Here is a 23,361-nt window from a genome sequence, read left to right on the forward strand (position 1 = left end):
CGCTCGCTCCTCAGAACTTGACCCGGAAGGTGCCGCCAAAGGTGCGCGGGTCGCCCAGCGTGGCGGTGACGAGGCCGTAATTGAGCACGCTCAGGGTCTGGTAGTAATCACGATCGAACAGGTTCCGCGCCCATATCGACACGTCGTATCTGCCGTGATCGAAGCGCACGCCGAGGCGCGCATTGACCACGCCGTAAGACGGCACCAGCCCGTATCGGCTGTTGCTAGCGACGGTGTAGTAAGACGAGCGGTACGACCAGTCTGCATGGGCATAGCCCTCGACCCCGTCGCGCAACGGCACGGATCCGTCGCCGCCCAGCGCCGCCGACCATTTCGGTACGCCAGCGAGCGGCTGGCCCGTCATGTTCTGCACCGCGCCGCGATTGAGATTCTCGACCGGCGCGGGGCCGTTGGGATAATCGGTATAGATCGCATCGGTATAAGCGAGCGATCCGGTGAGGCCGAGGTGCGGCGCCACCTGCCACGCGACATCGCCTTCGAACCCGCGCGAGCGCACTTTGGGAATGTTGGCGATATAGTTGATATAGGTATTGGTGCCGATCAGCTGTTGCACGATCGTCGTCTGATAGTTCGCGACGGTGGTGGAATAGGCCGCGAGGTTGAGCGTCACCGCGCGATCGAAGAATTGCGACTTCACGCCCAGCTCGAAATTGTCGACCCGCTCCGGCGCGACGATCGGCGACACGCCTGCGGGGATGGTCGTGAGGTTGAGCCCCTGCGATTTGCTGCCACGCGAATAGGTCGCGTAGAGCAACACGTCCTTGCCCGGCTTCCAGCCCAGCGTGGCGAGCCCCGACAGGCTGTCATTCCTGGTCGAGACGTTGAACGACGTGGCCGGAGCCAGGCTCGCGCGGATCGCGGCGACGCGCGCGGTCTGCGTCGCATTGAGCCCGGTGGTTGGCAGCGCGAACAGGATCTGGTTGCTGTACCCGCCCCATTTGTCCTCATGCGTGAAGCGCAGTCCGGTCGTCAGGGTCAGCGCCGGCGTGATGTGCCACACCGTCTGCCCGAAGGCGGCGAAGCTGCGCGTGTGCGGGTCGGATCGTCCTTGCGACAGCAACCCGTTGGTGGCGATGTTCGCGACCCCGCCCGCAAGGTCAGCCGGGAACAGATAGCTTGCCGCATCCGGCCCGAACTGCGCGGTCGAGACACCACGCACCTTCTGGAAGAAGTAATAGAGCCCGGCGACGTAATCGACCGTGTTGGTGCCGTTCGAGGCGATGCGCAGTTCCTGGCTGAACTGGCGCTGGAAATTGTTGATATGGCCTTGCAGATTGACCGCCAGCGCCGTGTAATCGCCGTCGTTTAGCGGAAACCAGTTCCAGTTGCGCAATGCCGTGATCGAGGTGATCGTCGCCCTGCCGAGATCGTAATTGACCTCACCCGACACCCCCCAGGTATTCATGTTCGCCTGAAACGGCGAATTGGCGTCGGTCCGCCGCGAAAAGGGTGCGAACGGCAGCGGTGTGTAGCCGGCCCGCGCGATGCGGCTGGCGAAGTTGTTGGCGATGGCCGCGCCATTGTCGTAATTGTTGAAACTGCCGACCAGCACGTTGATGCAGCAATTCTGGTCCTGCTTGCCCCAGTCGCCGATCAGCCGGATGCTGAGCCCGCTCGCCGGCGTCAGCAGCAACCGCCCGCGCAGCGTGATATTGCGATAATCGTGGACGTCGCGCTTGGTCGTCGTGTCGTACAGGAAACCGCTGCGATCGGTATAGGCGCCGCTCAGCCGGAACGCGGCAAGGCCGTCCTTGATCGGCCCGGTCAGCGACCCGCGAAGCTGCTTGAAATCGTAATTGCCGAGATCGGCCTGCCCCTCGAAGCCCCAGTCGAACCTGGGTAGCTTCGAGCTGATGTTGATCGCGCCCGCCGTGGTGTTCTTGCCAAACAGCGTGCCCTGCGGCCCGCGCAGCACTTCCACCCGGTCGAGATCGACCAGGTCGAACTGGCTCTGCCCGACGCGCCCGTAATAGACGTTGTCGATATAGATGCCTACGCCGTTCTCGAGTCCGTCGTTGGTGAGCGCGACATTCGAGCCGAGACCGCGAATGTTGATGTTGGTGTTGCGCGGGTTGAAGCTGAACACTTGCAGCGAGGGCACCAGCTGCTGGACCTGGTCGAGCCGGAAATCCCCGCGCGCGGCGAGTTGCTCATTACCGACGACGCTAAGCGCAATCGGCACGTCCTGCGCGCGCTCCTCGCGCCGGCGCGCGGTGACGACGACGTCGAGCGATGCGTCGTCGGCGGCATCGACGGGCGCGGCCTCGGGCGAAGCGGCCGGCGTGGCGCTGGCCAGCGCGACCGGCGCGGCGACTTGCGCGGCGGCTGGCGGTGCCAGCAATGCCAGCGGCGCGGCCCCGGCAAGAAACGTCAAACGTACACAGGCATGCGTCATCGCTGCCCTTCCCCTTATGTTATGGAAGAAACGGAGTGAGGTCGTGGATCGCCAGGCGCCGGGCGCACCCCTCCCTTGCCGCCGACCGCCTCGAAACGGGGCGACAGGGCAAGCCAGTCCGTTGTGTCAAACGACGCGCGGACCGGTTACGATCGGTATCGGGCGGTCAGGGCCCTAGCGGCGACAGGTCGCCCGGGTCGGTTCATGGAGACAACAGCAACACATCATCGCGGGGCTCCTCAGATCGCAGAATCGCGCCGGATCACAGCTTCGCCGGCAACCATGATATTCCTATCGAGTTGATATGGATTCGCCAGTATAGTTCGACTTGCAGAGGTCAAAGCGCGGCTAGGCGCGAAAGGTCAGCCTGCCCTTTGTACGGTCCCGCCGATCGTGGCTGGCGCACAAAAGACAGCAACCCGGCTTGTCGGTCAGATCGGCAGCCAACGGGGATAGCGGTTTTCGCCCGATGATATCGTGCTTAACGGCATTTCCACGTGCGTCTCAATCCTTTAGCATTTATCGATCACGTGGGGTTGGCAGGCGGGCGGGGGAAATGCGGCTTTTTGCGATCGGTTTGACAGCTTCGTTCGCTTGCGCGGCCGTGACGCCGTGCGTGGCCAGCGACACGCCTCTTTATCAGCCTGCCCCGGCCTGGGTCGTCGCTGCGACCATGCCCGATACCGCAAAGATCGATTCCGATGCGGCGCCGGTCGTGATCTACGATACGCAGCAACGCATCGAAAACGGCCAGCTCTGGTCTTACCTCGATGTCGCGACGCGGATCGCGTCTCCAGAAATGCTGGCGCAGGCAACATCGCTGACGTTGCCATGGTCCCCGGACAAGGGCGACCTCATCGTTCATGAGCTTTCCATCTGGCGCACGGGCCAGCGGATCGACGTGTTGGCGAAGGGACAGAAATTTGTCGTGCTGCGCCGCGAGCAATTGCTGGAGCAGCAGGAACTCACCGGCATTCTCACGGCAACGCTCGCGGTCGAAGGGTTGCAGGTCGGCGATATCTTGCGCCTCCGCGCCTCGACTACGCTGAAGGACGCCGCGCTGGGCGGGCACGTCCAGAATGTCGTGTCGCTGCCCGCCCTGCCCGCTCGTGTCGGCTTCGCCCGCGAGCGGGTTTCGTGGCCCACGGCGGCCCCACCAAAGTGGAAGCTGCTCGCCGAAGGCGTGAAGGTCGCGCCGGTGCGTAATGGCGGCGACACGCTGTTGCAGTTGACCCTGCCCGTGCCCAAGCAGGTCGAGATGCCGGAGAATGCCCCCGGTCGCTATCGCCATCCACCGCTGCTGGAACTGTCGACATTCTCGGATTGGGCGGATGTCTCGAGGACGTTCGCGCCACTTTATGGCGCCGACAGCACGGCAATCGCCCCCGGTTCCGCGCTGGCGGGCGAGGTGGAAGCGATCATGAAGGCCGATCCCTCCAGGGTCGGGCGGGCCCAGCGCGCGCTGGAACTCGTGCAGGACAAGATCCGCTATCTGGCGGTCGGCATGGACGGCGGGAATTATGTCCCGCAGAAGCCCGCGCGCACATGGGAAGTCCGTTACGGGGACTGCAAGGCCAAGACGGCGCTGCTGCTGGCGTTGCTGCGCGCAATGGGAATCGAGGCCGAGCCGGTTCTTGCCTCGGCTGGAGGAACCGGCGATTTCGTGCCGGAGCGATTGCCCAGCGCAGCGGCGTTCAACCACGTTTTCGTCAAGGCGACCATCGATGGTCAAACCCTGTGGCTGGACGGCACGGGTTCGGGCTCGCGGCTCGCCGACATTCACGACACGCCGGCCCTTGGATATGTGTTGCCGGTGCGCACCGAGGGCGCGGCACCCATCAGGATCGAAAATCACGCCAACGCGCGCCCGGTCATCGACTTGACCATAGACGCTGACGAGACCGCCAGCGTCGATATTCCAAGTGCGTTCGAAGCGACAGCGATCGTTCGGGGGCAGCCAGCGCTCCTGCTGACGTTGGCAAAGAGCCAGTTGGGCGCGAAGGATCAACGCGGTGCCGTTGACCGGGTCCTGCAAAACCTGGTCGGCGAAGGGCAGTTCTCTGATACGTCGATCACCCCGGATCCCGTCACCGGCACGGTAACGGTGAAGGGGCGCGGTGTGACGACCACGTCCTGGATCACCGACGACCGGCGACGCAAGCGCGCGGTCGCCCGGTTGCTGGCGCAGTTCAGCTTCGATCCGGATCGTAGCAAGGCGAACTGGGCGTCCGTTCCGGTAGCGGGCGGCCCGCCTGCGGGGATGCGCTACCGGCTCCGGCTTCGCCTGCCGGAAAAGGGCCGCGGGTTCACGCTGGAGGGAGAGCCCGGTTTCAAAGGCCATATCGCGGGACACGATATCACGCGCGAGACGCACCTGGCAGACGGCGTTTTGACGCTCGACGAACGGATCGATGCGGTCGGTGAAGAAATTGCGGCGGGGCAGATTCCCGCTGAGCGCGACGCCCTTGCAACCGCGAAGGCGCGGGCGCCCCGGATCGTCGCGCCCGCCGACACGCGGCGTCGCTGGGACCTTTCGTCGGGCGATCCTGCCGGCGCGACGCAGATCGCGGCAGTCGAGGCGATCTTCGCCAAAGCGATCGCGCAAGCCGATTCCGATGAGGCCTCCGGTTACATTAGCCGAGCGTCGCTCCGTATCGCCATCGCGGATCGGCGCGGTGCGGTAGCCGATCTCACTCGCGCGATCACGATCGCGCCATCGGTCGAGCTGTATCTCCAACGTTCGAACACATTCTATGATCTCGGCGATATGGCCGCCGCGCTCGCGGATGCGGAATCGGCGCGCGCGCTCGATCCCTCGTCGATGGATGCGACGGGGCGGGTCAGCGAGATCAAGGCCGAACGCGGCGATCTCGTCGGCGCGCTGGCCTTGATCGATCAACGCATCGCGCTGGGCGGCAATCTGCGCAACAGCTATCGCGAGCTGCGGGCGCAATTGCTGGGTGAATATGGCAGCGCGGCCGAATCGCTCGCCCTTTACGACAGCCTGATCGCGGACAAGCCGGGGTCGCCGTCGCTGATGAACGCGCGGTGCTGGGTAAAGGGCACGCGGCAAGTGATGCTCGACACCGCGTTGAAGGATTGCACCGCCGCCATCGAACTCGCCAACGACACGACGGGCGCGCTCGACAGCCGCGCGCTGGTCTGGTTTCGCCTGGGGAAATATCAGGAAGCGCTGACCGATCTCGACGCCGCACTGGCCGCCTCGCCCGATCAGCCGGAGAGTCGCTTCATGCGCGCCATCGTGTTGGCGAAGCTCCATCGGGAGCCGGAGGCCGCAAGGGAACTCGCGATCGCGCGACGCCTCCTGCCGCGTATCGACAAGCAATATGCGCGCTATGGAATCACGCCATCCTGACGGGCGATCGCGAGCGGCGCTTGCCGGGCGCCCGTCAGTCCATTCCCGGATAGGTGGCGAACTCGGGCAGGTCGGCCATGTCCCTCACCCAGCCAAGCCGATGGCTGACCATGATATGCGCGCCGGGCGGCGACTGTTCGGGATGGTCCATCGTGCCGGACTGGATATCGATTATTCCCGGCAGCATCACGGGGTTGCGATAGAAAAGCCCGGTGCCGCATTTCCCGCAGAATTCCCGCGTCACGCTTTCCGACGAGTGATATGCCGCGGTTTCCCCGCTGATCGTCACCTTGCTCTCATCGAACGCGATCCATCCGGCCAGCGGCGCGCCGGACCAGCGGCGACAGTCCTCGCAATGGCACAGGGCATGATGCTCCGCCTCCCCGTCCGCTCGCCACGTTACCGCGCCGCAATGGCACTTTCCCGAGATCGCCATCGAATCGCTCCTGCCGATGTTTTTATTTTGTTCTCACGAACCGCCAGCGGGCGCAAGTGGCGCGCAGATCGGCTCGGCCGCCGCCGGATGCCACGCCGCGCTTGCCCGCGGGCGCGCCGTTCCCTACCTGTTCGGTGGTGAGTGTTCCTGTATCCACCCCCGCCGACGCGCCCTATCTCGCTGGCCTCAACGCGCCGCAGCGTGAAGCGGTGCTGACCACCGACGGCCCGGTGCTCGTCCTCGCCGGCGCCGGCACGGGCAAGACCGCCGCGCTCACCGCGCGGCTCGCGCATCTATTGTGGACGCGCCGGGCCTATCCGTCCGAAATCCTCGCCGTCACCTTCACCAACAAGGCGGCGCGGGAAATGAAGGAGCGCGTCGGGCGGCTCGTCGGCGATGCGGTGGAGGGGATGCCGTGGCTGGGCACGTTCCACGCGATCGGCGCGAAGATGCTGCGCCGCCATGCCGAGCTGGTCGGGCTGCAGTCGAACTTCACGATCCTCGATACCGATGACCAGCTCCGGCTGCTCAAGCAACTGATCGTCGCCGCCGATATCGACGAAAAGCGCTTCCCCGCGCGCAGCCTCGCCGGGCTGATCGACGAGTGGAAGAACAAGGGCCTCACCCCGGCCGACATCGATGCCGGCGAGAGCGAGCGATACGGCAACGGGCGCGGCGGTGAGCTGTATCAGCAGTATCAGGCGCGATTGAAGGCCGTGAACGCCTGCGATTTCGGCGATCTGCTGCTGCATGTGCTCACGATCCTCAAGACCGATCGCGAGGTGCTGGCGCACTATCAGCAGCGTTTCCGCTACATCATGGTGGACGAATATCAGGATACCAACAGCGTCCAGTATCTCTGGTTGCGGCTGCTCGCGCAGGAGCGGCGGAATCTGTGCTGCGTCGGTGATGACGATCAGTCGATCTATTCGTGGCGCGGCGCGCAGGTGGAAAACATCCTGCGATTCGAGCGCGACTTTCCCGGCGCGAAGATCATCCGGCTGGAGCAGAATTATCGCTCCACACCGCATATCCTGGGCGCGGCCGGCGGCGTGATCGCCAACAACAGCGGGCGGCTCGGCAAGACCTTGTGGACCGAGATCGACGCGGGCGACAAGGTCCGCGTCATCGGCGTGTGGGATGGGCCGGAGGAGGCGCGCCGCGTCGGCGACGAGATCGAGGCGGCGCAGCGCGGCGGCGGCAGCCTTGACGATATCGCCATCCTGGTGCGCGCGCAGCACCAGACCCGCGAATTCGAGGATCGCTTCATCGCGATCGGCATGCCCTATCGCATCGTCGGCGGTTTCCGTTTCTACGAGCGCGCCGAAATCCGCGATGCGCTGGCCTATCTGCGCATCGTCAACCAGCCGGCGGACGATCTCGCGTTCGAGCGGATCGTCAACACGCCCAAGCGCGGCCTGGGCGACAAGGCGGTGGCGCGCTTGCATCAGCTTGCCCGTGCGGAGGGGCTGCCGCTGAGCATCGCCGCCGCGCGGATCCTCGATACCGACGAGCTGACCCCGCAGGCGCGCCGCGCGCTGGGCAATTTCGTCGGCGATATCGCGCGCTGGCGGCAGCTCGCGAGCGAATTGTCACACCCCGATCTCGCCCGGCAGATACTGGACGAGAGCGGCTATACCGCGATGTGGCAGGCGGAGAAATCGACCGAGGCGGCCGGGCGGCTGGAGAACCTCACCGAACTCGTCCGCGCGATGGAGGAATATGAGAGCCTCGGCGCATTCCTTGAGCATGTCAGCCTTGTCATGGACAATGAGGCCACGCGCGAGGATGCCAAGGTCACGATCATGACCATCCATGCCGCCAAGGGGCTGGAATTCGACACGGTGTTCCTGGTCGGCTGGGAGGAAGGCGTGTTTCCCTCGCAGCGATCGCTGGACGAGGGCGGCCTGCGCAGTCTGGAGGAGGAGCGCCGCCTCGCTTATGTCGCGATCACGCGCGCACGGCGTCGTGCCACGATCCTTCATGCCGCGAACCGTCGCATCTACGGCCAGTGGACCTCATCGATCCCGTCGCGATTCGTGGGCGAGCTGCCCGGCGATCATGTCGAGGAGGAAACCACCATGTCCGGCGGCGCCAGCCTGTGGCGTGCCAATTGGTCGGAACGTGCCGATCCTTTCGCCGAAGTGGCGCGCGGCACCGGGCGCGGGCCCGGCTGGCAGCGTGCGGCGGGCAGTCTCGGCAGCAAGCCGGGCGGTGAGTGGCAGAGCCGCACCTTCACCCGCGAACCGACGCGGGTGGTCGAGAGCCGCAGCCCCTCGGTCAGCCTCGGCAACAAGGGGCGCAGCGATCTCGTGGTCGGGATGCGCGTCTTTCACCAGAAATTCGGTGGCGGAGCGATCGTCGAGATCGAGGGCAACAAGCTCGAGATCGATTTCGATCATGCCGGGCGCAAGCGCGTGATGGACAGCTTCGTCACCACCAGCAGCGGTTGAGTTCGGGCCGCGTCTGCATCGTTCATCCACGGTACGGGATGGGGGCGATAGCTATTCGTCGCCCATCATGGGCAAGGGAGGGTTTTGGAATGCTTGGTCGTTTTCTTGGCGCCGCGCTGATCGCCGCGAGTATCTCCGGCGCGATGCCCGCGCTGGCGCAATCCTCCGCCGATGAGGCGCGGTTCCGCGCGGCGCAGGATCGCTTCAGTCGCGAGCTGGATGTGTTCCGCCAGGAATATGATCGCTACCTTCAGCTGTCGCGCCGCAATCCCGGCGGCTATCCGCCCCCGCCCCCGCCCCCGCCGCGCGGCTATGGTGACGATGGCTGGCGCGACGAGCGCGGCTATGATCCGGCACGCGACTATCGCGGCGGCGCACAGTATCAGGAACGCGCGATGAGCGCGGACGAGCGCGTCTATTCCGGCAACGACGGCCGCTATTACTGCAAGCGCAGCGACGGCACCACCGGCCTGGTGGTCGGGGGCGCGCTGGGCGGCATTCTGGGCAATGTGATCGACGGCGGCCGCAGCCGGATTGTCGGCACATTACTGGGCGGCGCGGCGGGGGCACTCGCCGGCAAATCGATAGATCAGAAAAACTCGTCGCTGCATTGCCGCTGATGCAGACTATGCCCGGACGCGGCGATGGCGACCGGATCCGGGCAAGATCTGCCGCGTCAACGCTCGATAGCGAGCAACGTAACCCCGGCGTATCGCACTTCCGAAGGATCGAACAGTTCGGACGGCTCGAAACGCCGCGGGGTGATGCGTAATCCACCGAGGCCGGCGATTTTAAACGCGCCAACCTTTTCCTCGCGTGGCGGCTTTCCGTCACGATCGAGAGTGGTGGCGTCGACGTAAAGTTCGCCGTGTTTCGTATAGACGATATGCGGCGCCAGAGTGACCTCGCCACGATTATATGTCGCCGCAAGAGCCTGGCGCTTAACGATCGCCTCAAACACGACCGGCATGCTTGCCGGGGGAGCGGAGGCCACGCGATCCTCCTCGGTATTCAGCTTCATTGAGCCATGTTAATTGTTCTGCTGCATTGCAGCAACAACTTTATAATCTACTGTGCCGTGCCGATCAAACGCCGGCTAAAATAGACCATCTGAAGCGCCTGAAGGCGCGCACCCTGCGCAATATCCGCGTCTCCGGAATGGCCGCCAGCCGTATCCTCATAAAAAAGATAGGGGAGGCCGTATTCCTTCATCCGCGCAGCAAATTTTCGCGCGTGCTGCGGGCCGACCCGATCGTCCTTCGTTGTCGTCCAAATATATGGCTCGGGATAGACGACCTCGCGCTTCAAATTTCGATAGGGAGAAATCTTTTCCAGGAACGCGCACTCCTCAGGCACGCTTACAGAGCCATATTCGTCCACCCACGATGCTCCGGCCGCTATCCTCTCATATCGCACCATATCGAGCAGCGGCACCTGGATCGTGACCGCATTCCACAGTTCTGGATGCTGGGTGAGTTCCACGCCCATCAGAAGACCGCCGTTCGAACCACCATAGATGCCGAGTTTCTTCGCAGAGGTAACCCGGCGGGAAAACAGATCGCGCGCGACCGCAGCAAAATCGTCATAGATCACCTGACGCTTCGTCTTCCGCCCAGCATCGTGCCACTTTGGGCCGAACTCCCCCCCGCCGCGGATATTGGCGAGCACGAAAGCACCGCCACGCTCGGTCCAGATCTTGCCCGTCGCCCCCAGATAGGTTGGCAAACGAGCCAGCTCGAACCCGCCGTACGCGGTCATCAACGTCGGCAGCGTGCCATCCAGCTTAGCGCCCCGTGGCAGCACAACGAAATAAGGCACCTTCGTCCCGTCGGTAGAGGTCGCTTCGAACTGTTCGACTTTCACACCCGTCGCATCGAACCGCGCTGGCAACGACTTGACCGTCAACGGCGCTGTCGTTGTGGTCGCATCCACTGCGGCTAGCGCGGTCGGCGTAGCGAAACCGTTGATCGCTACGTACGCCTCATTGCTCCGTTCGGTAGAACTGGCGATCGCCACGCTCATATTCTCAGGAACCGGCAACGTGCGTTCGCGCCAACCGTCGCCGGTAGCGGAAAAGCTCGCAAGCCGACCACGTACATTATCGGTATAGCTGACGAGAACATGATCCTTCGTCGTCGCAACGCCCTGCACGGCTTGTCGCGCGGTCGGCGCGAACAATATGCGGGGAGTGATCTTGCCACCGCTCATCTCGGCAAGCGGCGCCCACGCAACCGCGTCGGCCGGAATGTCGGCCCACGTGTCGCTCGTCTCGAAGATCACTCGACCCCCGACCAGCCCAGTCGCGAACGTACGTGCCGGCACACAAAGCTTGTGCGAACCTGCGGGAGTCCAGAAAAATTTCTCGCCTCCGAAAAAGGTGTTGCGCCTTTCAATAACTATAAGACGATTACCCGACGCGTCGGCAAGCGTGCGGGCATACGTTCCAAGCTGATCGCCCGGCTCGCCACGAAACACCTCCCTAGCCTGGTCCAGCGCCTGACCCCGCTTCACCAGCTTCACGACGAATGGGTAGCTGGATGCTGTCAGCGTCCCTTCCCCCCAATCACGCGAGACGAGCAGAGAATCCCTGTCCACCCAGCTCGCACCCTGCTTGGACTTCGGCAGGCGGAAGCCACCCTCAACGAATTTGCCTGTCGCGAGATCGAACTCACGCAGTTCCACGGCATCCTCGCCACCTTCCGAAAGCTGGACGAGGCACAGCCGCTCGTCGGGCTGCAGACATGTCGCCCCCTTCCACACCCATTTTTTGCCCTCGGCCTTCGACAATGCATCGAGATCCAGCAACGTCGTCCATTTCGGGCTGGCGCCTAAGTAATTCGAATGAGTCGTCCAGCGCCAAACGCCCTGCGGGTGATCGACGTCACGCCAGAAATTCAGGATACGGCCATTCGTCTGCTCCGGCATCGGAATGCGATCCGTGGCCGCCGCGATCGCAAATGCCTCGTCATAATAAGTGCGGTAGCGCGGATCGCTTTCCAGCCGGGCCAGCGTACGCGCATTTTCCTGCTTTACCCAGGCGAGCTGCTTTGCGCCGTCCTTTTCTTCAAGCCAGATATAGGGGTCTTTGTCGGCCATCGAAGCCGTCTGGGCTAGCGCGGTTCCCGCGACAAGAGCCGGCAGCCAGAAAACCAGCGCGAGATGCCGCATCATCGGAACTATCCTCCAAGAAATACTTTCATGCCGCCCGATTGCGATGATCGCAATCCTCGCTATCGGATAGGCAGATGCAGGACGGCCTTCCCATCCCACGGCGTTATGCCGCGATCGCAGCAATGTCTTTCGGGTCGGCGCTGGTCATCATCGATGGCGGTGTCGCCAATGTAGCGTTGCCCACAATCGCGCGCGATCTGGGCGTGGAGCATAGTTCGGTCGTTTCGATCGTCACCGTCTATCAAGTAATGCTGGTAATGCTGATGCTACCCTTTTCGGGGCTGGGCGAACGCGTCGGCCTGAAGCGTACCTATCAGGCGGGGCAGCTTATTTTCACGGTTGCGACGCTGCTGTGCTTCTTTGCAAAGAGCCTGCCTTTTCTGCTGATTGTGCGTGCGGTGCAGGCTACCGGAGCGGCCGCGGTTCTGAGCGTCGCGTCCGCGTTGATCCGGCAGATATATCCGGCCAACCAGCTCGGGCGCGGGCTGGCCATCAATTCGGTCGTGGTCACCAGCTCAGCCGCTGCTGCGCCAACGCTCGGCGGACTGGTGCTGGCGGTTGCGCCATGGCCGTGGGTGTTTGCAAGCGCAATACCCTTTGCGGTTGTGAGTCTATTGCTGGGTGGCGCGATCCCGGCACCGAAGCCGCGCAATACCACCTTCGATGTGCCCGGCGCGATAATGTGCGCGGCGATGTTCGGGCTTATCATCGGCGGCCTTGAGAGCGGCGTTCACGGCGACAGCCCCGTAATTTCCGCCGCCATCGTGTTGGCTGGCATCACCGTAGGCGTCTATTTCGTTCGGCGCGAGCGTGGCGAGACGCATCCGATCCTGCCGATCGATCTGCTTGCGCGGCCGGTTATCGGGCTCAGCGCGCTGGGCGGCTTCGTGGCGTTCACAGCCTCGATGACCTTGCTGATTTCAACGCCATTTCGGATGCAGGCGCTGGGATTTTCTGCCGCTGCAATTGGGGCGGCAATCGCACCTTGGCCGATGACCAACATGATCGTCGCCCCGCTCGCTGGCTATCTTTCGGATCGCATACCGGCAGGGATATTGGGTGGCATCGGTATGGCCATATCTATCATTGCATTGACTTTGATCGCGTTGATGCCAGCTAACCCCACGTATTTTGATATAGCTTGGCGCATGGCGCTGTGCGGTTCCGGCTTCGGGCTTTATCTGCCACCGAACGCGCGGCTTATCATCGGGTCCGCCCCACGGGAGCGCGCGGCAGCTGCCGGGGGGCTGGTATCAACCGTACGCCTCACCGGGCAAACAACCGGAGCAACGTTGGTTGCTGCACTGCTCGCTTATAATATCGGTGCCGGTGGCGTGCCGCCGATGATCTCGGCCGGCCTCGCGCTGATTGCCGGGCTATGCAGCATCGCGCGGCTACGCCCGTCGATCCGCAACCCTTCAATCGCTGAAACGCAAGACGAGATTCCAACGCTGCGGCATACGCGTTACTAGTACGCGGCTCAGGGCAGCGGGACGATCACCTCGTCGGGATGCGCGACATTCAGCTCCCGACGCACTAGCTCGTCCACCATATCTGGATTGGCATGCCGCGGATCCAACAGCGCAACGCGGTTGCGCAGCATCGTCCTGCGCTGATCGAGCATCGCGTAATCACGCTCGCGCTTCAACAGTTGCCGCTTGTAATCGCCCAGCGCCAAAACGCCGTTAGGCCCTGCCACAGCATAAATACCGAAGAACGCCATGACCGTTAGCGCGGCGGCCGGAAGGGCCGCGCGTTTCAGGGTTATGAGAAAGGTTGACGGTCGGCGGCGCATTAACGAGCGTTGTCGCGCGAAGCCGACCGTCAATCAAGCGGTATTCCGGCGATTTCAGCGATTTCTCAGAACATCGCGACCCGCATAGCGCGCAACGTGGCCCAATTCCTCCTCGATGCGGATCAGCTGGTTGTATTTCGCCAGCCGGTCGGATCTCGCCAAGCTACCCGTCTTGATCTGACCGCAGTTCGTGGCGACGGCGAGATCGGCGATCGTCGCGTCTTCGGTCTCTCCAGAGCGATGGCTCATCACGGCGGTATAGCCGGCGCGCTCGGCCACGCGGATTGCCTCCAAGGTCTCCGTCAGCGTGCCGATCTGATTAACCTTTACCAGCAGAGAATTGGCAAGCCCGCGCGCGATGCCGTCGTGCAAGCGCTTCGGGTTAGTGACAAACAGATCGTCACCGACAAGCTGCACGCTGCCGCCAACCGCGTCCGTCAGCGCTTTCCAGCCCTCGAAATCGTCCTCCGCCATGCCGTCTTCAATCGAGAGAATTGGATAGCGCGCAACGAGATCCGCCAGATATTCTGCCATCGCGCCAGGTTCCAGGATCTTGTTTTCGCCTGAAATTACGTATTTTCCGTCCTTGAAGAACTCGGTCGCCGCACAATCTAGCGCCAGCATCACGTCGTCGCCCGGCTTGTAACCAGCGCGCTCGATCGAGGTCATGATGAAATCCAGCGCGTCAGTTGTGCTCGCCAGATTTGGCGCAAAACCGCCCTCGTCGCCCACAGACGTTGCGAGACCCTTTTCATGGAGGCCCTTTTTCAGCGTGTGGAAAATCTCGGCCCCGCAGCGCGCCGCCTCGGCAAAGCTATCCACGCCGACCGGCATGATCATGAATTCCTGGAAGTCTATCGGGTTGTCAGCATGTTCGCCACCGTTGATGATATTCATCATCGGCACCGGCAAGAGATGCGCCGCCGCGCCGCCGACATAGCGATAGAGCGGCAGGCCACTCGCATCGGCGGCGGCTTTGGCCGCGGCCAGACTGACCCCGAGGATCGCGTTGGCGCCAAGCCGCCCTTTGTTCTCCGTGCCGTCCAGCTCGATCATCGCCTGGTCCAGTTCCATCTGGTCCTCGGCGTCCAGTCCGACTAACACTTCGGCAATCTCGCCGTTGACGTTATCGACAGCTTGGTCGACGCCCTTGCCCAGCCAGCGAGTGTTGTCGCCATCGCGCTTCTCCACCGCTTCATGCGCCCCGGTCGAAGCGCCCGACGGGACGGCGGCGCGGCCAAAGCTGCCGTCCTCCAGCAAGATATCCACCTCCACCGTGGGATTGCCCCGACTATCGAGTATCTGGCGGCCATGGACGTCGATGATTGCTGTCACGAAACGATCCTTCTAAGATGGTGGTAGGTGGCGGGTCGCGCAGCCTCTAACCGTGAGGCCGCCTGGCCGCAATTGGCGATGGAACCTCCGCATATGGGACGGGGTTTTATTCGCGATCAACGAAGGATTTCGACGATGTCCGATACCCCGTTCCAGCCCATGACCGATAGCGACGTGAAGGCCGATGCGGCGGCGCAGACCGCTGAGCCGCTCAAGAACGGGGACGGCAGCCGCTTTTCTGACGTTAAGCAAGCGCTTTCAGACAATACTGGCAAGCTGCGCGAACAGGCTGGCGACAGAGCGCGTGAATTGGCCCAAGATGGAAAGGCCCGTGCTTCCACGGTACTCAGCCAACTTTCGCAATTGCTCAGTGACGCCGCGGGACAGGTCGACGAAAAGCTGGGCGAACATTATGGCCAGTATGCTCGCAACGCGTCGGAAAAAGTACAGGGGTTCTCGTCACAGCTCGATGACAAGAGCGTTGATGATCTTATCACCGATGCGCGTGATCTCGTGCGCAAAAGCCCGGCCGTCGCTATTGGCGCTGCAGCGGCCGTTGGTTTCGTCGTAGCGCGGCTACTTACCGCGGGGCTGGATCACCGCGAGCGGTCCTGAACCGTGACGGAGGGGGATCGCTTTTCCATCGATGATGGCATTGCAACGCTTGTCAACCAACTTGCGGGCGACGCGCGCGAAGTGGCGAGCGCGGAAATAGGGCTTGTAAAAGCGCGCGTCGCGACAAGTGTGACCCGATTTCGCGACGCGGCGATTATGTTCGGCGGCGCGCTTGTTTTCGCGCTGGCCGCGTTGATCGCAATATTGGTCGGGGTAATCTTGACGCTTACTCCTTATACCGGCCCGGGCATCGCGACGCTCGTTGTTTGCGGCGTCACCTTGCTGATCGCTGCAACACTTGCGCTCATCGGCCGGGGCCGCCTCAAGCGAGGAATCAGAAATGACTGATATTAGCGAACTTTATCGCGCTGAGGCGCGCGCCGCAGAAGCTCGCGCCCGGATGAATGCTACGCTTGGGGCTTTACAGGTTCGCCTCGCGCCAAAAAACGTCGCGAGGGAGGCCATCGGGCAAATCAGCGAGACCGGCGCTCGGGCCGTTGAAGCAAGCGTTAGCGCCGCTAGGCGGCATCCCGGCAAGATCGCCGGCGGTGTCGCGCTTCTTGCAGCAGCCCTTGGTCACCGACACATTGGAGGCGCGCTAAACTTCTTTCGTGCCAGTCTCCGAAAGAAACCGAAGCGTGCGGTCAGCGTTAGATTATGCAAATGGGTGCCCCGCGCGGAAAGGCTAGTAAAATGACAGACGCTTCCACCGAAACTTCCAATGGCAAATTACGTGAAGGTGTCGATGCAGCGCGCGAAAAGGCCTCATCGACTCTCGAAACCGCCCGGGCCCGGGCGAGCGAGGCTCTAGAGGTCTCACGCGACCGCGCGCGCGGAGCGGCGTTACGTACCGCTGACGCAATCGAAACCAACCCGATCGGGGTTATCGTCGGCGGCCTGGCGCTAGGCGCAATCGCTGCCGCCGTGATACCGCGTGGCAAGCGCGAAAAGGAACTGCTCGCTCCGATAGGTAAGCGGGTGGGCAGCACCGCAGCGGCAGCCGTCGCCGCCGCGAAAGAGGCGGGCACGGCGGAGTTGAATTCGCTAGGGATCAACCGAGACGCCGCGCGCGGTCAGGCCAAATCGCTTCTAGATGGTCTGTTGAAGGCGGCTACGTCGGCCGGAACCGCTGCTACAAAAGCGGGTAAAGGAGGGTCCGGGGCGCATTGACCCCTTCCCTTTTACGCCTTCTCGGGGCTAGGGCGCGCGCATGAGCAAGCTACATCTCGTTTTCGGCGGGCGTGTCGCGGACCCGCGCACCCTGGACTTCAAGGATCTATCATCGATCGACATAGTCGGGGTTTTTCCCGACTATGCCAGCGCAGAGAAGGCGTGGCGTGCTGCCGCGCAGCGAACGGTCGACGATGCTGAGATGAAGTACGTGATTGTCCACCTTCACCGCCTACTCGAGCCTGATTCACTGAAGCCGGCGGTGTGATCGCTCAGAACAATTCGTCGAGACAGCGGTGAAATTTCAACCGCTGCTCGTCAACATCGGTTACGCCAATCGCGGCAAGGAATTGGGCCTGCGCCCGCGAGCCATAGTCGGCCAAATTCTGCCAGAAGATCGCGATATCCTGATAACGATCTGCAACTCCAAGCCGACCTAGATCAATCGCGCCGATTACCTCGCCATGTTCATCAAGCAACAGATTACCGAGCGAGAAATCGCCGTGCGTCACCGCAAGGCTGGCGTCAAATACGGCCAGCGCCTCGGTCTTTTCAAGCATTTCCGTTGCGCTCAACCCGGCGTGATCGTCGCCGAAATCACCGATATCGACCAGGCCGGCCGCCACGGCACGCCGCGCCGCCGCCAGTCGCACGGCGCTACCCGCATCGAACGGGCAATCCTCAACAGGTAAGCCATGTAGCTGGCGCAGAAATCGCGCGAATGCGTTGATGACGCACGGCAACATAGCGGGGTTTTGTTCAAGCCACGCATCGCCGGTTTTGCCGGACAGCGCCGTCGTGAGAAGCCAAGCTTCGTTACCCTGCGTCACTAGCGCGATCGTATCGGGGCACGGCAGACGTTTGGATAGCCAGCGCAGGCGCACGGCCTCATCGACTATGGCATCGGCGACGTCATCCGTCCCGTATTTCAGATAGAGATCGTCGCCCTCAGATCCGCCCAGGCAAAAAACGTCCGCGCCTGACTCACCGCCTACGTGACGTTTCCATTCGCGCTGGCCGATCAGATCGGCCAGCGTGGCCGGAAGAAGGGCGCGGTGTGGGTTCAGATGAACTCGACCTTGGAGACGACGTAATAGCGGTCGCCGGCCGGCACCGAGACCTCGACCTCGTCGTCGACGTTGCGACCGATCAGCGCGCGGCCGAGCGGCGAATTGTAACTGATCCTTCCGGTCTTGGCATCTGCCTCGGTCTGGCCGACGATCTGATAGCGGATCGGCTTGTCATCCTCACCGATCAGCGTGACGGTCGCCCCGAACACCACCTTGTCACCTGAAAGTTCTTTCGGGTCGATGATTTGCGCCCGGCTCAACTTATCCTCGATGTCGGCGATTGACGCCTCGATCTGGCCCTGACGCTCCTTCGCGGCATGATATTCCGCGTTTTCCGAAAGATCGCCGTGCGCCCGAGCCTCCTCGATCGCGTCAACAATCTGCGGACGCTCAGCTTTCAGGCGCTTCAGATCAGCATTGAGCTTCTCGTAGCCCTCCTGAAGCATCGGCATCTTCTCGACCGTCGCCATCACGCAACCCCTTCCGTAAAACCCCTTGGGCAGCGGCTGTCGTACCCGCTGCCTCGCACTATCCTGCAATGTCTGGGATCAATTGTGCGACTGCGAATAATAAGACTGCAATGGCCTGACTTCAAGGTCGCGCAGCGCGGAAGTCGCAATTGCCTTCGCGGTTTCTACCGATGCCGGGGCGGTGGTGAAATACGGAATTTTCTGCCCTAGCGCTGCGGCGCGGATCGGCTGAGAGTCTTTCAGGCTCTGCCATCCCTCGGTGGTGTTGAAGATCAGATCGATGCCGCCATCCTTGATACGGTCAACGATATGCGGGCGCCCCTGCGCCACCTTGTTGACGCGTTCCACTGGCAAACCGGCAGCTTCGAGATGGTCCGCCGTTCCGCCAGTCGCAACGATCGAGAAACCCGCACCGACCAGATCGCGCACAGCCGGCACGATATGCGCCTTGTCACCATCCTTTACACTGACGAATACCGCACCGGATGTCGGCAGCACCATCCCCGCACCAAGCTGCGACTTGGCGAAAGCCGTGGTAAAATCGCGTGCGATCCCCATTACTTCACCTGTGGACTTCATCTCGGGCGACAGAACCGGATCGATGCCTGGAAAACGGTTGAACGGGAAGACCGCCTCCTTCACCGCGAAATAGTCAATCCTGCGGTCAATCTTTGGCAGATCACGTAGTTTCTCTCCGGCCATCACGCGGCTGGCGATCTTCGCGATCGGCGCGCCGATAGCCTTGGCGACGAACGGCACCGTGCGGCTGGCGCGTGGGTTGACCTCGATCAGATAGACGTTGCCATCCTTTACCGCGAACTGGATGTTCATCAGCCCACGCACCTCGAGCCCGCGCGCCAGCGCCTCGGTCTGCCGCTCGATTTCGGCGACGATCTCGCTCGACAGCGAATAAGGCGGGATCGAGCATGCGCTGTCGCCGGAATGAACCCCGGCCTCCTCGATATGCTGAAGCACGCCAGCAACCACGACATCGTCGCCATCGCAGATCGCATCGACGTCAACCTCGATCGCGTCGCGGAGATACTGATCGATCAGAACCGGGGCATCGCCAGACACTTGCACGGCGGTCTGAATGTAATCTTCGAGCTGCATCGGGCCATCGACAATCTCCATCGCACGCCCGCCGAGCACATAGCTCGGGCGCATCAGCACGGGATAACCGATCCGCTCGGCGACGATCAGCGCTTCCTCGCGGCTGCGCGCAATGCCGTTTGAAGGCTGGAGCAGCTTCAAGCGGCTCACCAGCGCCGCGAAGCGCTCGCGGTCCTCCGCCAGATCGATTGCGTCGGGCGAAGTGCCGAGGATCGGGATACCCGCCTTTTCCAGCGCTCGCGCCAGATTGAGCGGGGTCTGCCCGCCGAACTGCACGATCACGCCAACCAACTCACCCACCGTCTGCTCGACATGCAATATCTCAAGCACGTCCTCTGCGGTCAGCGGCTCGAAATAGAGGCGATCGGACGTGTCATAATCGGTCGACACCGTTTCCGGGTTGCAATTGACCATGATCGTCTCGAACCCGGCATCTGCCAGCGCGAAGCACGCGTGGCAGCAGCAATAATCGAATTCGATCCCCTGCCCGATGCGATTGGGGCCGCCCCCCAGGATGACGATCTTGCGTCGCTCTGAGGGCAGCGCCTCATTCTCCGGCTCGCAGAAGCTCGGGGCCTCGTAGGTCGAATACATATATGGCGTCTTGGCGTCGAACTCGGCGGCACAGGTGTCGATTCGCTTGAACACCGGGCGCACGCCCAGCCGGTGGCGCAGCGCGCGAACCTCTTCCTCGGTCACGCCCCCGGTCATCGCGACCACCGCCTCGTGAATCAGCCCGGAGCCGCGCGCGATGCCGCGCTCCATTCCGCGCAGGTTCGCTGATTGCAGCGCCAGCCACGCCAGCCTCTTGTCCGAGAAACCCATCGCCTTCAGCCGCCGCATCCCGCCAGCCTCGATCGGCAGACCTTCGCGGCAAACCTGATCCTCTGCCGCGACGATCTCCGCGATCCGCTCCAGGAACCACGGATCGTATTTGGCGATGGCGTTCACCTCGGCGACGGTGAAGCCCTCGCGCAGCGCCTGCGCCGCGACCAGGAGCCGATCCGGCGTAGGGCTGGCCAGCGCCGCCTCGATCTCCGCGCGTGGCGCGCCAACGAGACGATCGACCTGATTGAAGCCGGACAACCCCGTCTCGAGCCCGCGCAGTGCCTTCTGCATCGATTCGTGAATGTTGCGGCCGATCGCCATCACCTCGCCGACCGATTTCATCGCCGTGCCCAGCACGGCCTCCGCGCCCTTGAACTTCTCGAACGCGAAGCGCGGGATCTTGGTGACGACATAATCGATCGTCGGCTCGAACGACGCCGGCGTCGCGCCGGTAATGTCGTTCTCGATCTCGTCGAGCGTATAGCCCACCGCAAGCTTGGCCGCGACCTTCGCGATCGGGAAGCCGGTGGCCTTGGATGCGAGCGCCGAGGAGCGGCTGACGCGCGGGTTCATCTCGATCACGATCAGCCGGCCATCCTTCGGATTGACTGCGAACTGTACGTTGGAACCCCCTGTTTCCACGCCGATTTCACGCAGCACCGCGATGCTCGCGTTGCGCATGATCTGATATTCCTTGTCGGTCAGCGTCAGCGCCGGCGCGACGGTGATCGAATCGCCCGTATGGACGCCCATCGGATCGACATTCTCGATCGAGCAGATGATGATGCAATTGTCCGCCCGATCGCGGACCACCTCCATCTCATATTCCTTCCAGCCGAGCAGCGATTCCTCGATCAGCACCTCGGTGGTGGGCGATGCATCGAGGCCCTTGCGGACGATCTCGATGAATTCCTCGCGGTTATAGGCCACGCCGCCGCCGGTGCCGCCCAGCGTGAACGACGGGCGAATGATCGCCGGCAGGCCCACCTTGTCCAGCCCCGCCAGCGCTTCCGCCTCGTTGTGCGCGATGTGGCTGCGCGCGGATTCCAGCCCGATCTTGTCCATCGCGTCGCGGAACTTGAGCCGATCCTCGGCCTTGTCGATCGCCTCGGCATCGGCGCCGATCATCGTGACGCCGAACTTCTCCAGCGTGCCGTCGCGGAACAGCGCGAGCGCGGTGTTGAGCGCGGTCTGCCCGCCCATCGTGGGGAGCACCGCATCGGGCCGCTCCTTCTCGATGATCTTCGCGACCACCTCCGGCGTGATCGGCTCGACATAGGTCGCGTCGGCCAGCTCGGGATCGGTCATGATCGTCGCCGGGTTCGAATTGACCAGGACGATGCGATAGCCCTCCTCCTTGAGCGCCTTGATCGCCTGCGTGCCCGAATAATCGAACTCGCACGCCTGACCGATGACGATCGGCCCCGCGCCAATGACGAGGATGGAGGAGATGTCGGTGCGTTTTGGCATCACTTGCCTTTGATCAATGCAATTACGGAAACAACGAATGCTGCGAGGGCAATCCAATCACTTCGAGAGAAGCCGCGCAAATAATCTAAAATATTTCTTGGCCTTCGCTCTTCTCGAATTTCGGCAACTCGAGCGAGGCCTTTACCATTTATCAAAAATACTCTCGAATTTTGGATGTCCCGGTCCTTTCCGTAGCCACGGCCCTCCAAGTCTCCGATAATAGCTTGAACCCATTCCGTTGGCCGATCTGAGAACAACTCATGGTGCAACTCGTCCACGTTGACCGGCAACAAGTTCGGACCGATTTGCTTGTCGGCTACCGCGAGCAGCACATCGTCAACGTATCGGCTGTAGTTGTGAGTGGTCACCCCATCATCCCCACAAACCGCTCGAACAGATAGAAACTATCCTGCGGCCCAGGGCTGGCCTCCGGGTGGTACTGCACGCTGAACGCGGGCCGGTCGGTCAGTTCCAGCCCCGCATTGCTGCCGTCGAACAGCGACACATGCGTCTCGCGCGCGTTCGCGGGCAGCGTCTCGCGCTCGACCGCGAAGCCGTGGTTCATGCTGGTGATCTCGACCGCGCCGTCGCTGAGCCGCTTCACCGGATGGTTCGCGCCGCGATGGCCCTGGAACATCTTGGTGGTCTTCGCGCCCACCGCCAGCCCGAGAAGCTGGTGGCCCAGGCAGATGCCGAACAGCGGCTTGCCTGTCTCCAGCAGCTTCTGGATTACCGGCACGGCATAGTCGCCCGTCGCTGCCGGATCGCCGGGGCCGTTCGACAAGAAGATTCCGTCCGGGCCGAGCGACATGATCTCGTCGAAACTCGCGGTGGCGGGCACGACCGAAACCTTCGCTCCCGCGGCCACCAGATTGCGGAAGATATTGTGCTTGCTGCCGTAATCCACCGCGACGACATGCGGACGCGCGTTGCCGTCGATCCCGGCATAGCCGAAGCCGAGGCGCCACACGCCTCCATCGCGATTGTCGCCCCAGCCATAATGCGCTTGCGTCGTCACTGCCTTGGCGAGGTCCATGCCCTCCAGCCCCGGCCAGCCGCGTGCCATTTCCAGCAACAGCGGTACGTCGAACTTGCCGCTGGCGGAGTGCGCGATCACGCCGTTGGGTGCCCCGCCAGTGCGGATGCGACGGGTCAGCGCGCGCGTGTCGATGCCGGAAAGGCCGACGCGCGCGTGCCGCTTCATCCAGCCGTCCAGCCGCTCGACGCTGCGGAAGCTGGATGGGGCGGTCACGTCCTGGCGCACGATCATGCCCAGCGCATGCGGCTCGTCCGCCTCCACATCATCAGGATTCGCGCCGACATTGCCGATGTGCGGGAAGGTGAAGTTGATGATCTGGCCGGCGAACGACGGATCGGTCATGATCTCCTGATAGCCGGTCATGGCGGTGTGAAAGCACACTTCCCCCACCACTTCGCCTTCCGCGCCAAAGCCTCGGCCCCAAGCGACGTCACCGGAAGCCAGAACGAGGACGCCAGTGGCGCCTTCGGGCACGTCAAAGGGCTTGGCGTCGGCCATGATCGGCGGGCACTCCGTTCGTTAAAATCTACGATGTCGCTAAGCCCCGCCCGCTAAGCCCTTGCCCCCCTCGCGTCAACCGCCCTCGCCTCACGCAGCGCGGGGC

General features: G+C 62.9%; 20 protein-coding genes. 9 read left to right on the plus strand and 11 right to left on the minus strand.

Going from position 1 to position 23,361, the window contains the following annotated elements; all coding sequences use genetic code 11:
• Positions 1-10 precede the first annotated feature (10 nt).
• Entirely contained in the window at positions 11-2,416 is a 2,406-nt protein-coding gene (locus ACM61V_RS11735) for a TonB-dependent receptor (protein ID WP_137786190.1), read from the minus strand.
• A gap of 673 nt (positions 2,417-3,089) precedes the next feature.
• On the opposite strand from ACM61V_RS11735, the gene ACM61V_RS11740 reads away from it, so the two are divergent.
• Entirely contained in the window at positions 3,090-5,792 is a 2,703-nt protein-coding gene (locus tag ACM61V_RS11740; RefSeq protein ID WP_249341475.1) for a DUF3857 domain-containing protein, read from the plus strand.
• A 34-nt stretch (positions 5,793-5,826) separates the two neighbouring features.
• Here the strand turns inward: ACM61V_RS11740 and ACM61V_RS11745 are convergent, their stop codons facing one another.
• A complete protein-coding gene (locus ACM61V_RS11745) occupies positions 5,827-6,228 on the minus strand; it encodes a GFA family protein (protein WP_137786192.1) in 402 nt (133 codons plus the stop codon).
• Between the two features lie 137 nt (positions 6,229-6,365).
• Here ACM61V_RS11745 and ACM61V_RS11750 point away from each other — a divergent pair, with 137 nt between their 5' ends.
• Complete coding sequence (locus ACM61V_RS11750; RefSeq protein WP_137786251.1) at positions 6,366-8,681, plus strand: ATP-dependent helicase; 2,316 nt, start codon at positions 6,366-6,368, stop codon at positions 8,679-8,681.
• Between the two features lie 89 nt (positions 8,682-8,770).
• Positions 8,771-9,301, plus strand: coding sequence for a glycine zipper 2TM domain-containing protein (locus tag ACM61V_RS11755; RefSeq protein ID WP_137786193.1), 531 nt, complete (start codon positions 8,771-8,773; stop codon positions 9,299-9,301).
• 56 nt (positions 9,302-9,357) lie between these two features.
• Here ACM61V_RS11755 and ACM61V_RS11760 read toward each other — a convergent pair whose 3' ends face one another.
• Together ACM61V_RS11760 and ACM61V_RS11765 are read right to left on the minus strand one after the other, a co-directional pair.
• The gene (locus ACM61V_RS11760; protein ID WP_249341476.1) at positions 9,358-9,702 is read right to left on the minus strand and encodes a WYL domain-containing protein; all 345 of its coding nucleotides are present in this window, start codon (positions 9,700-9,702) and stop codon (positions 9,358-9,360) included.
• A gap of 47 nt (positions 9,703-9,749) precedes the next feature.
• The gene (locus tag ACM61V_RS11765; protein WP_419714011.1) at positions 9,750-11,852 is read right to left on the minus strand and encodes a prolyl oligopeptidase family serine peptidase; all 2,103 of its coding nucleotides are present in this window, start codon (positions 11,850-11,852) and stop codon (positions 9,750-9,752) included.
• Between the two features lie 74 nt (positions 11,853-11,926).
• Here ACM61V_RS11765 and ACM61V_RS11770 point away from each other — a divergent pair, with 74 nt between their 5' ends.
• Positions 11,927-13,324 carry an MFS transporter gene (locus ACM61V_RS11770; RefSeq protein ID WP_137786195.1) on the plus strand — a complete coding sequence of 466 codons (1,398 nt, stop codon included), beginning with the start codon at positions 11,927-11,929 and terminating at the stop codon, positions 13,322-13,324.
• Between the two features lie 8 nt (positions 13,325-13,332).
• On the opposite strand, the gene ACM61V_RS11775 is transcribed toward ACM61V_RS11770, so the two are convergent.
• Both ACM61V_RS11775 and eno read right to left on the minus strand, forming a co-directional pair.
• Positions 13,333-13,647, minus strand: a complete 315-nt coding sequence (locus ACM61V_RS11775) for an FtsB family cell division protein (RefSeq protein WP_137786253.1) — start codon at positions 13,645-13,647, stop codon at positions 13,333-13,335.
• A gap of 54 nt (positions 13,648-13,701) precedes the next feature.
• Positions 13,702-14,982: a phosphopyruvate hydratase gene (gene eno / locus ACM61V_RS11780; RefSeq protein ID WP_137786196.1), complete on the minus strand. Its 1,281-nt coding sequence runs from the start codon at positions 14,980-14,982 to the stop codon at positions 13,702-13,704.
• Between the two features lie 135 nt (positions 14,983-15,117).
• Here eno and ACM61V_RS11785 point away from each other — a divergent pair, with 135 nt between their 5' ends.
• Genes ACM61V_RS11785 through ACM61V_RS11805 form a run of 5 tightly spaced genes read left to right on the plus strand, consistent with a single transcriptional unit; the run spans position 15,118 to position 17,035 of the window.
• The gene (locus ACM61V_RS11785) at positions 15,118-15,597 is read left to right on the plus strand and encodes a hypothetical protein (RefSeq protein ID WP_137786197.1); all 480 of its coding nucleotides are present in this window, start codon (positions 15,118-15,120) and stop codon (positions 15,595-15,597) included.
• A gap of 3 nt (positions 15,598-15,600) precedes the next feature.
• On the plus strand, positions 15,601-15,945 hold the full coding sequence (locus ACM61V_RS11790) for a phage holin family protein (RefSeq protein ID WP_137786198.1): 345 nt from the start codon (positions 15,601-15,603) through the stop codon (positions 15,943-15,945).
• Positions 15,938-16,294: a DUF3618 domain-containing protein gene (locus tag ACM61V_RS11795; RefSeq protein ID WP_137786199.1), complete on the plus strand. Its 357-nt coding sequence runs from the start codon at positions 15,938-15,940 to the stop codon at positions 16,292-16,294. Before ACM61V_RS11790 ends, ACM61V_RS11795 begins: the two co-directional genes overlap by 8 nt.
• Positions 16,291-16,767, plus strand: a complete 477-nt coding sequence (locus ACM61V_RS11800) for a hypothetical protein (RefSeq protein WP_137786200.1) — start codon at positions 16,291-16,293, stop codon at positions 16,765-16,767. Before ACM61V_RS11795 ends, ACM61V_RS11800 begins: the two co-directional genes overlap by 4 nt.
• Before the next feature lie 40 nt (positions 16,768-16,807).
• Positions 16,808-17,035 (plus strand): DUF4170 domain-containing protein, encoded by a 228-nt coding sequence (locus ACM61V_RS11805; protein ID WP_137786201.1) that lies wholly within the window; start codon positions 16,808-16,810, stop codon positions 17,033-17,035.
• A 4-nt stretch (positions 17,036-17,039) separates the two neighbouring features.
• On the opposite strand, the gene ACM61V_RS11810 is transcribed toward ACM61V_RS11805, so the two are convergent.
• From ACM61V_RS11810 to carA, 5 genes are all read right to left on the minus strand, one after another.
• Complete coding sequence (locus ACM61V_RS11810; RefSeq protein WP_137786202.1) at positions 17,040-17,834, minus strand: APH(3') family aminoglycoside O-phosphotransferase; 795 nt, start codon at positions 17,832-17,834, stop codon at positions 17,040-17,042.
• Positions 17,831-18,307, minus strand: a complete 477-nt coding sequence (gene greA / locus ACM61V_RS11815; protein ID WP_137786203.1) for a transcription elongation factor GreA — start codon at positions 18,305-18,307, stop codon at positions 17,831-17,833. The genes ACM61V_RS11810 and greA overlap by 4 nt, the downstream gene beginning before the upstream one ends.
• A 78-nt stretch (positions 18,308-18,385) precedes the next feature.
• Positions 18,386-21,718 carry a carbamoyl-phosphate synthase large subunit gene (gene carB / locus ACM61V_RS11820; RefSeq protein ID WP_419714012.1) on the minus strand — a complete coding sequence of 1,111 codons (3,333 nt, stop codon included), beginning with the start codon at positions 21,716-21,718 and terminating at the stop codon, positions 18,386-18,388.
• Positions 21,718-22,086, minus strand: a complete 369-nt coding sequence (locus ACM61V_RS11825; protein ID WP_137786205.1) for a hypothetical protein — start codon at positions 22,084-22,086, stop codon at positions 21,718-21,720. Before ACM61V_RS11825 ends, carB begins: the two co-directional genes overlap by 1 nt.
• On the minus strand, positions 22,083-23,255 hold the full coding sequence (gene carA, locus ACM61V_RS11830; RefSeq protein ID WP_137786206.1) for a glutamine-hydrolyzing carbamoyl-phosphate synthase small subunit: 1,173 nt from the start codon (positions 23,253-23,255) through the stop codon (positions 22,083-22,085). Before carA ends, ACM61V_RS11825 begins: the two co-directional genes overlap by 4 nt.
• Positions 23,256-23,361 lie beyond the last annotated feature (106 nt).

The organism is Sphingomonas sp. TX0543 (assembly GCF_048565505.1).
Taxonomy (GTDB): Bacteria; Pseudomonadota; Alphaproteobacteria; order Sphingomonadales; family Sphingomonadaceae; genus Sphingomonas.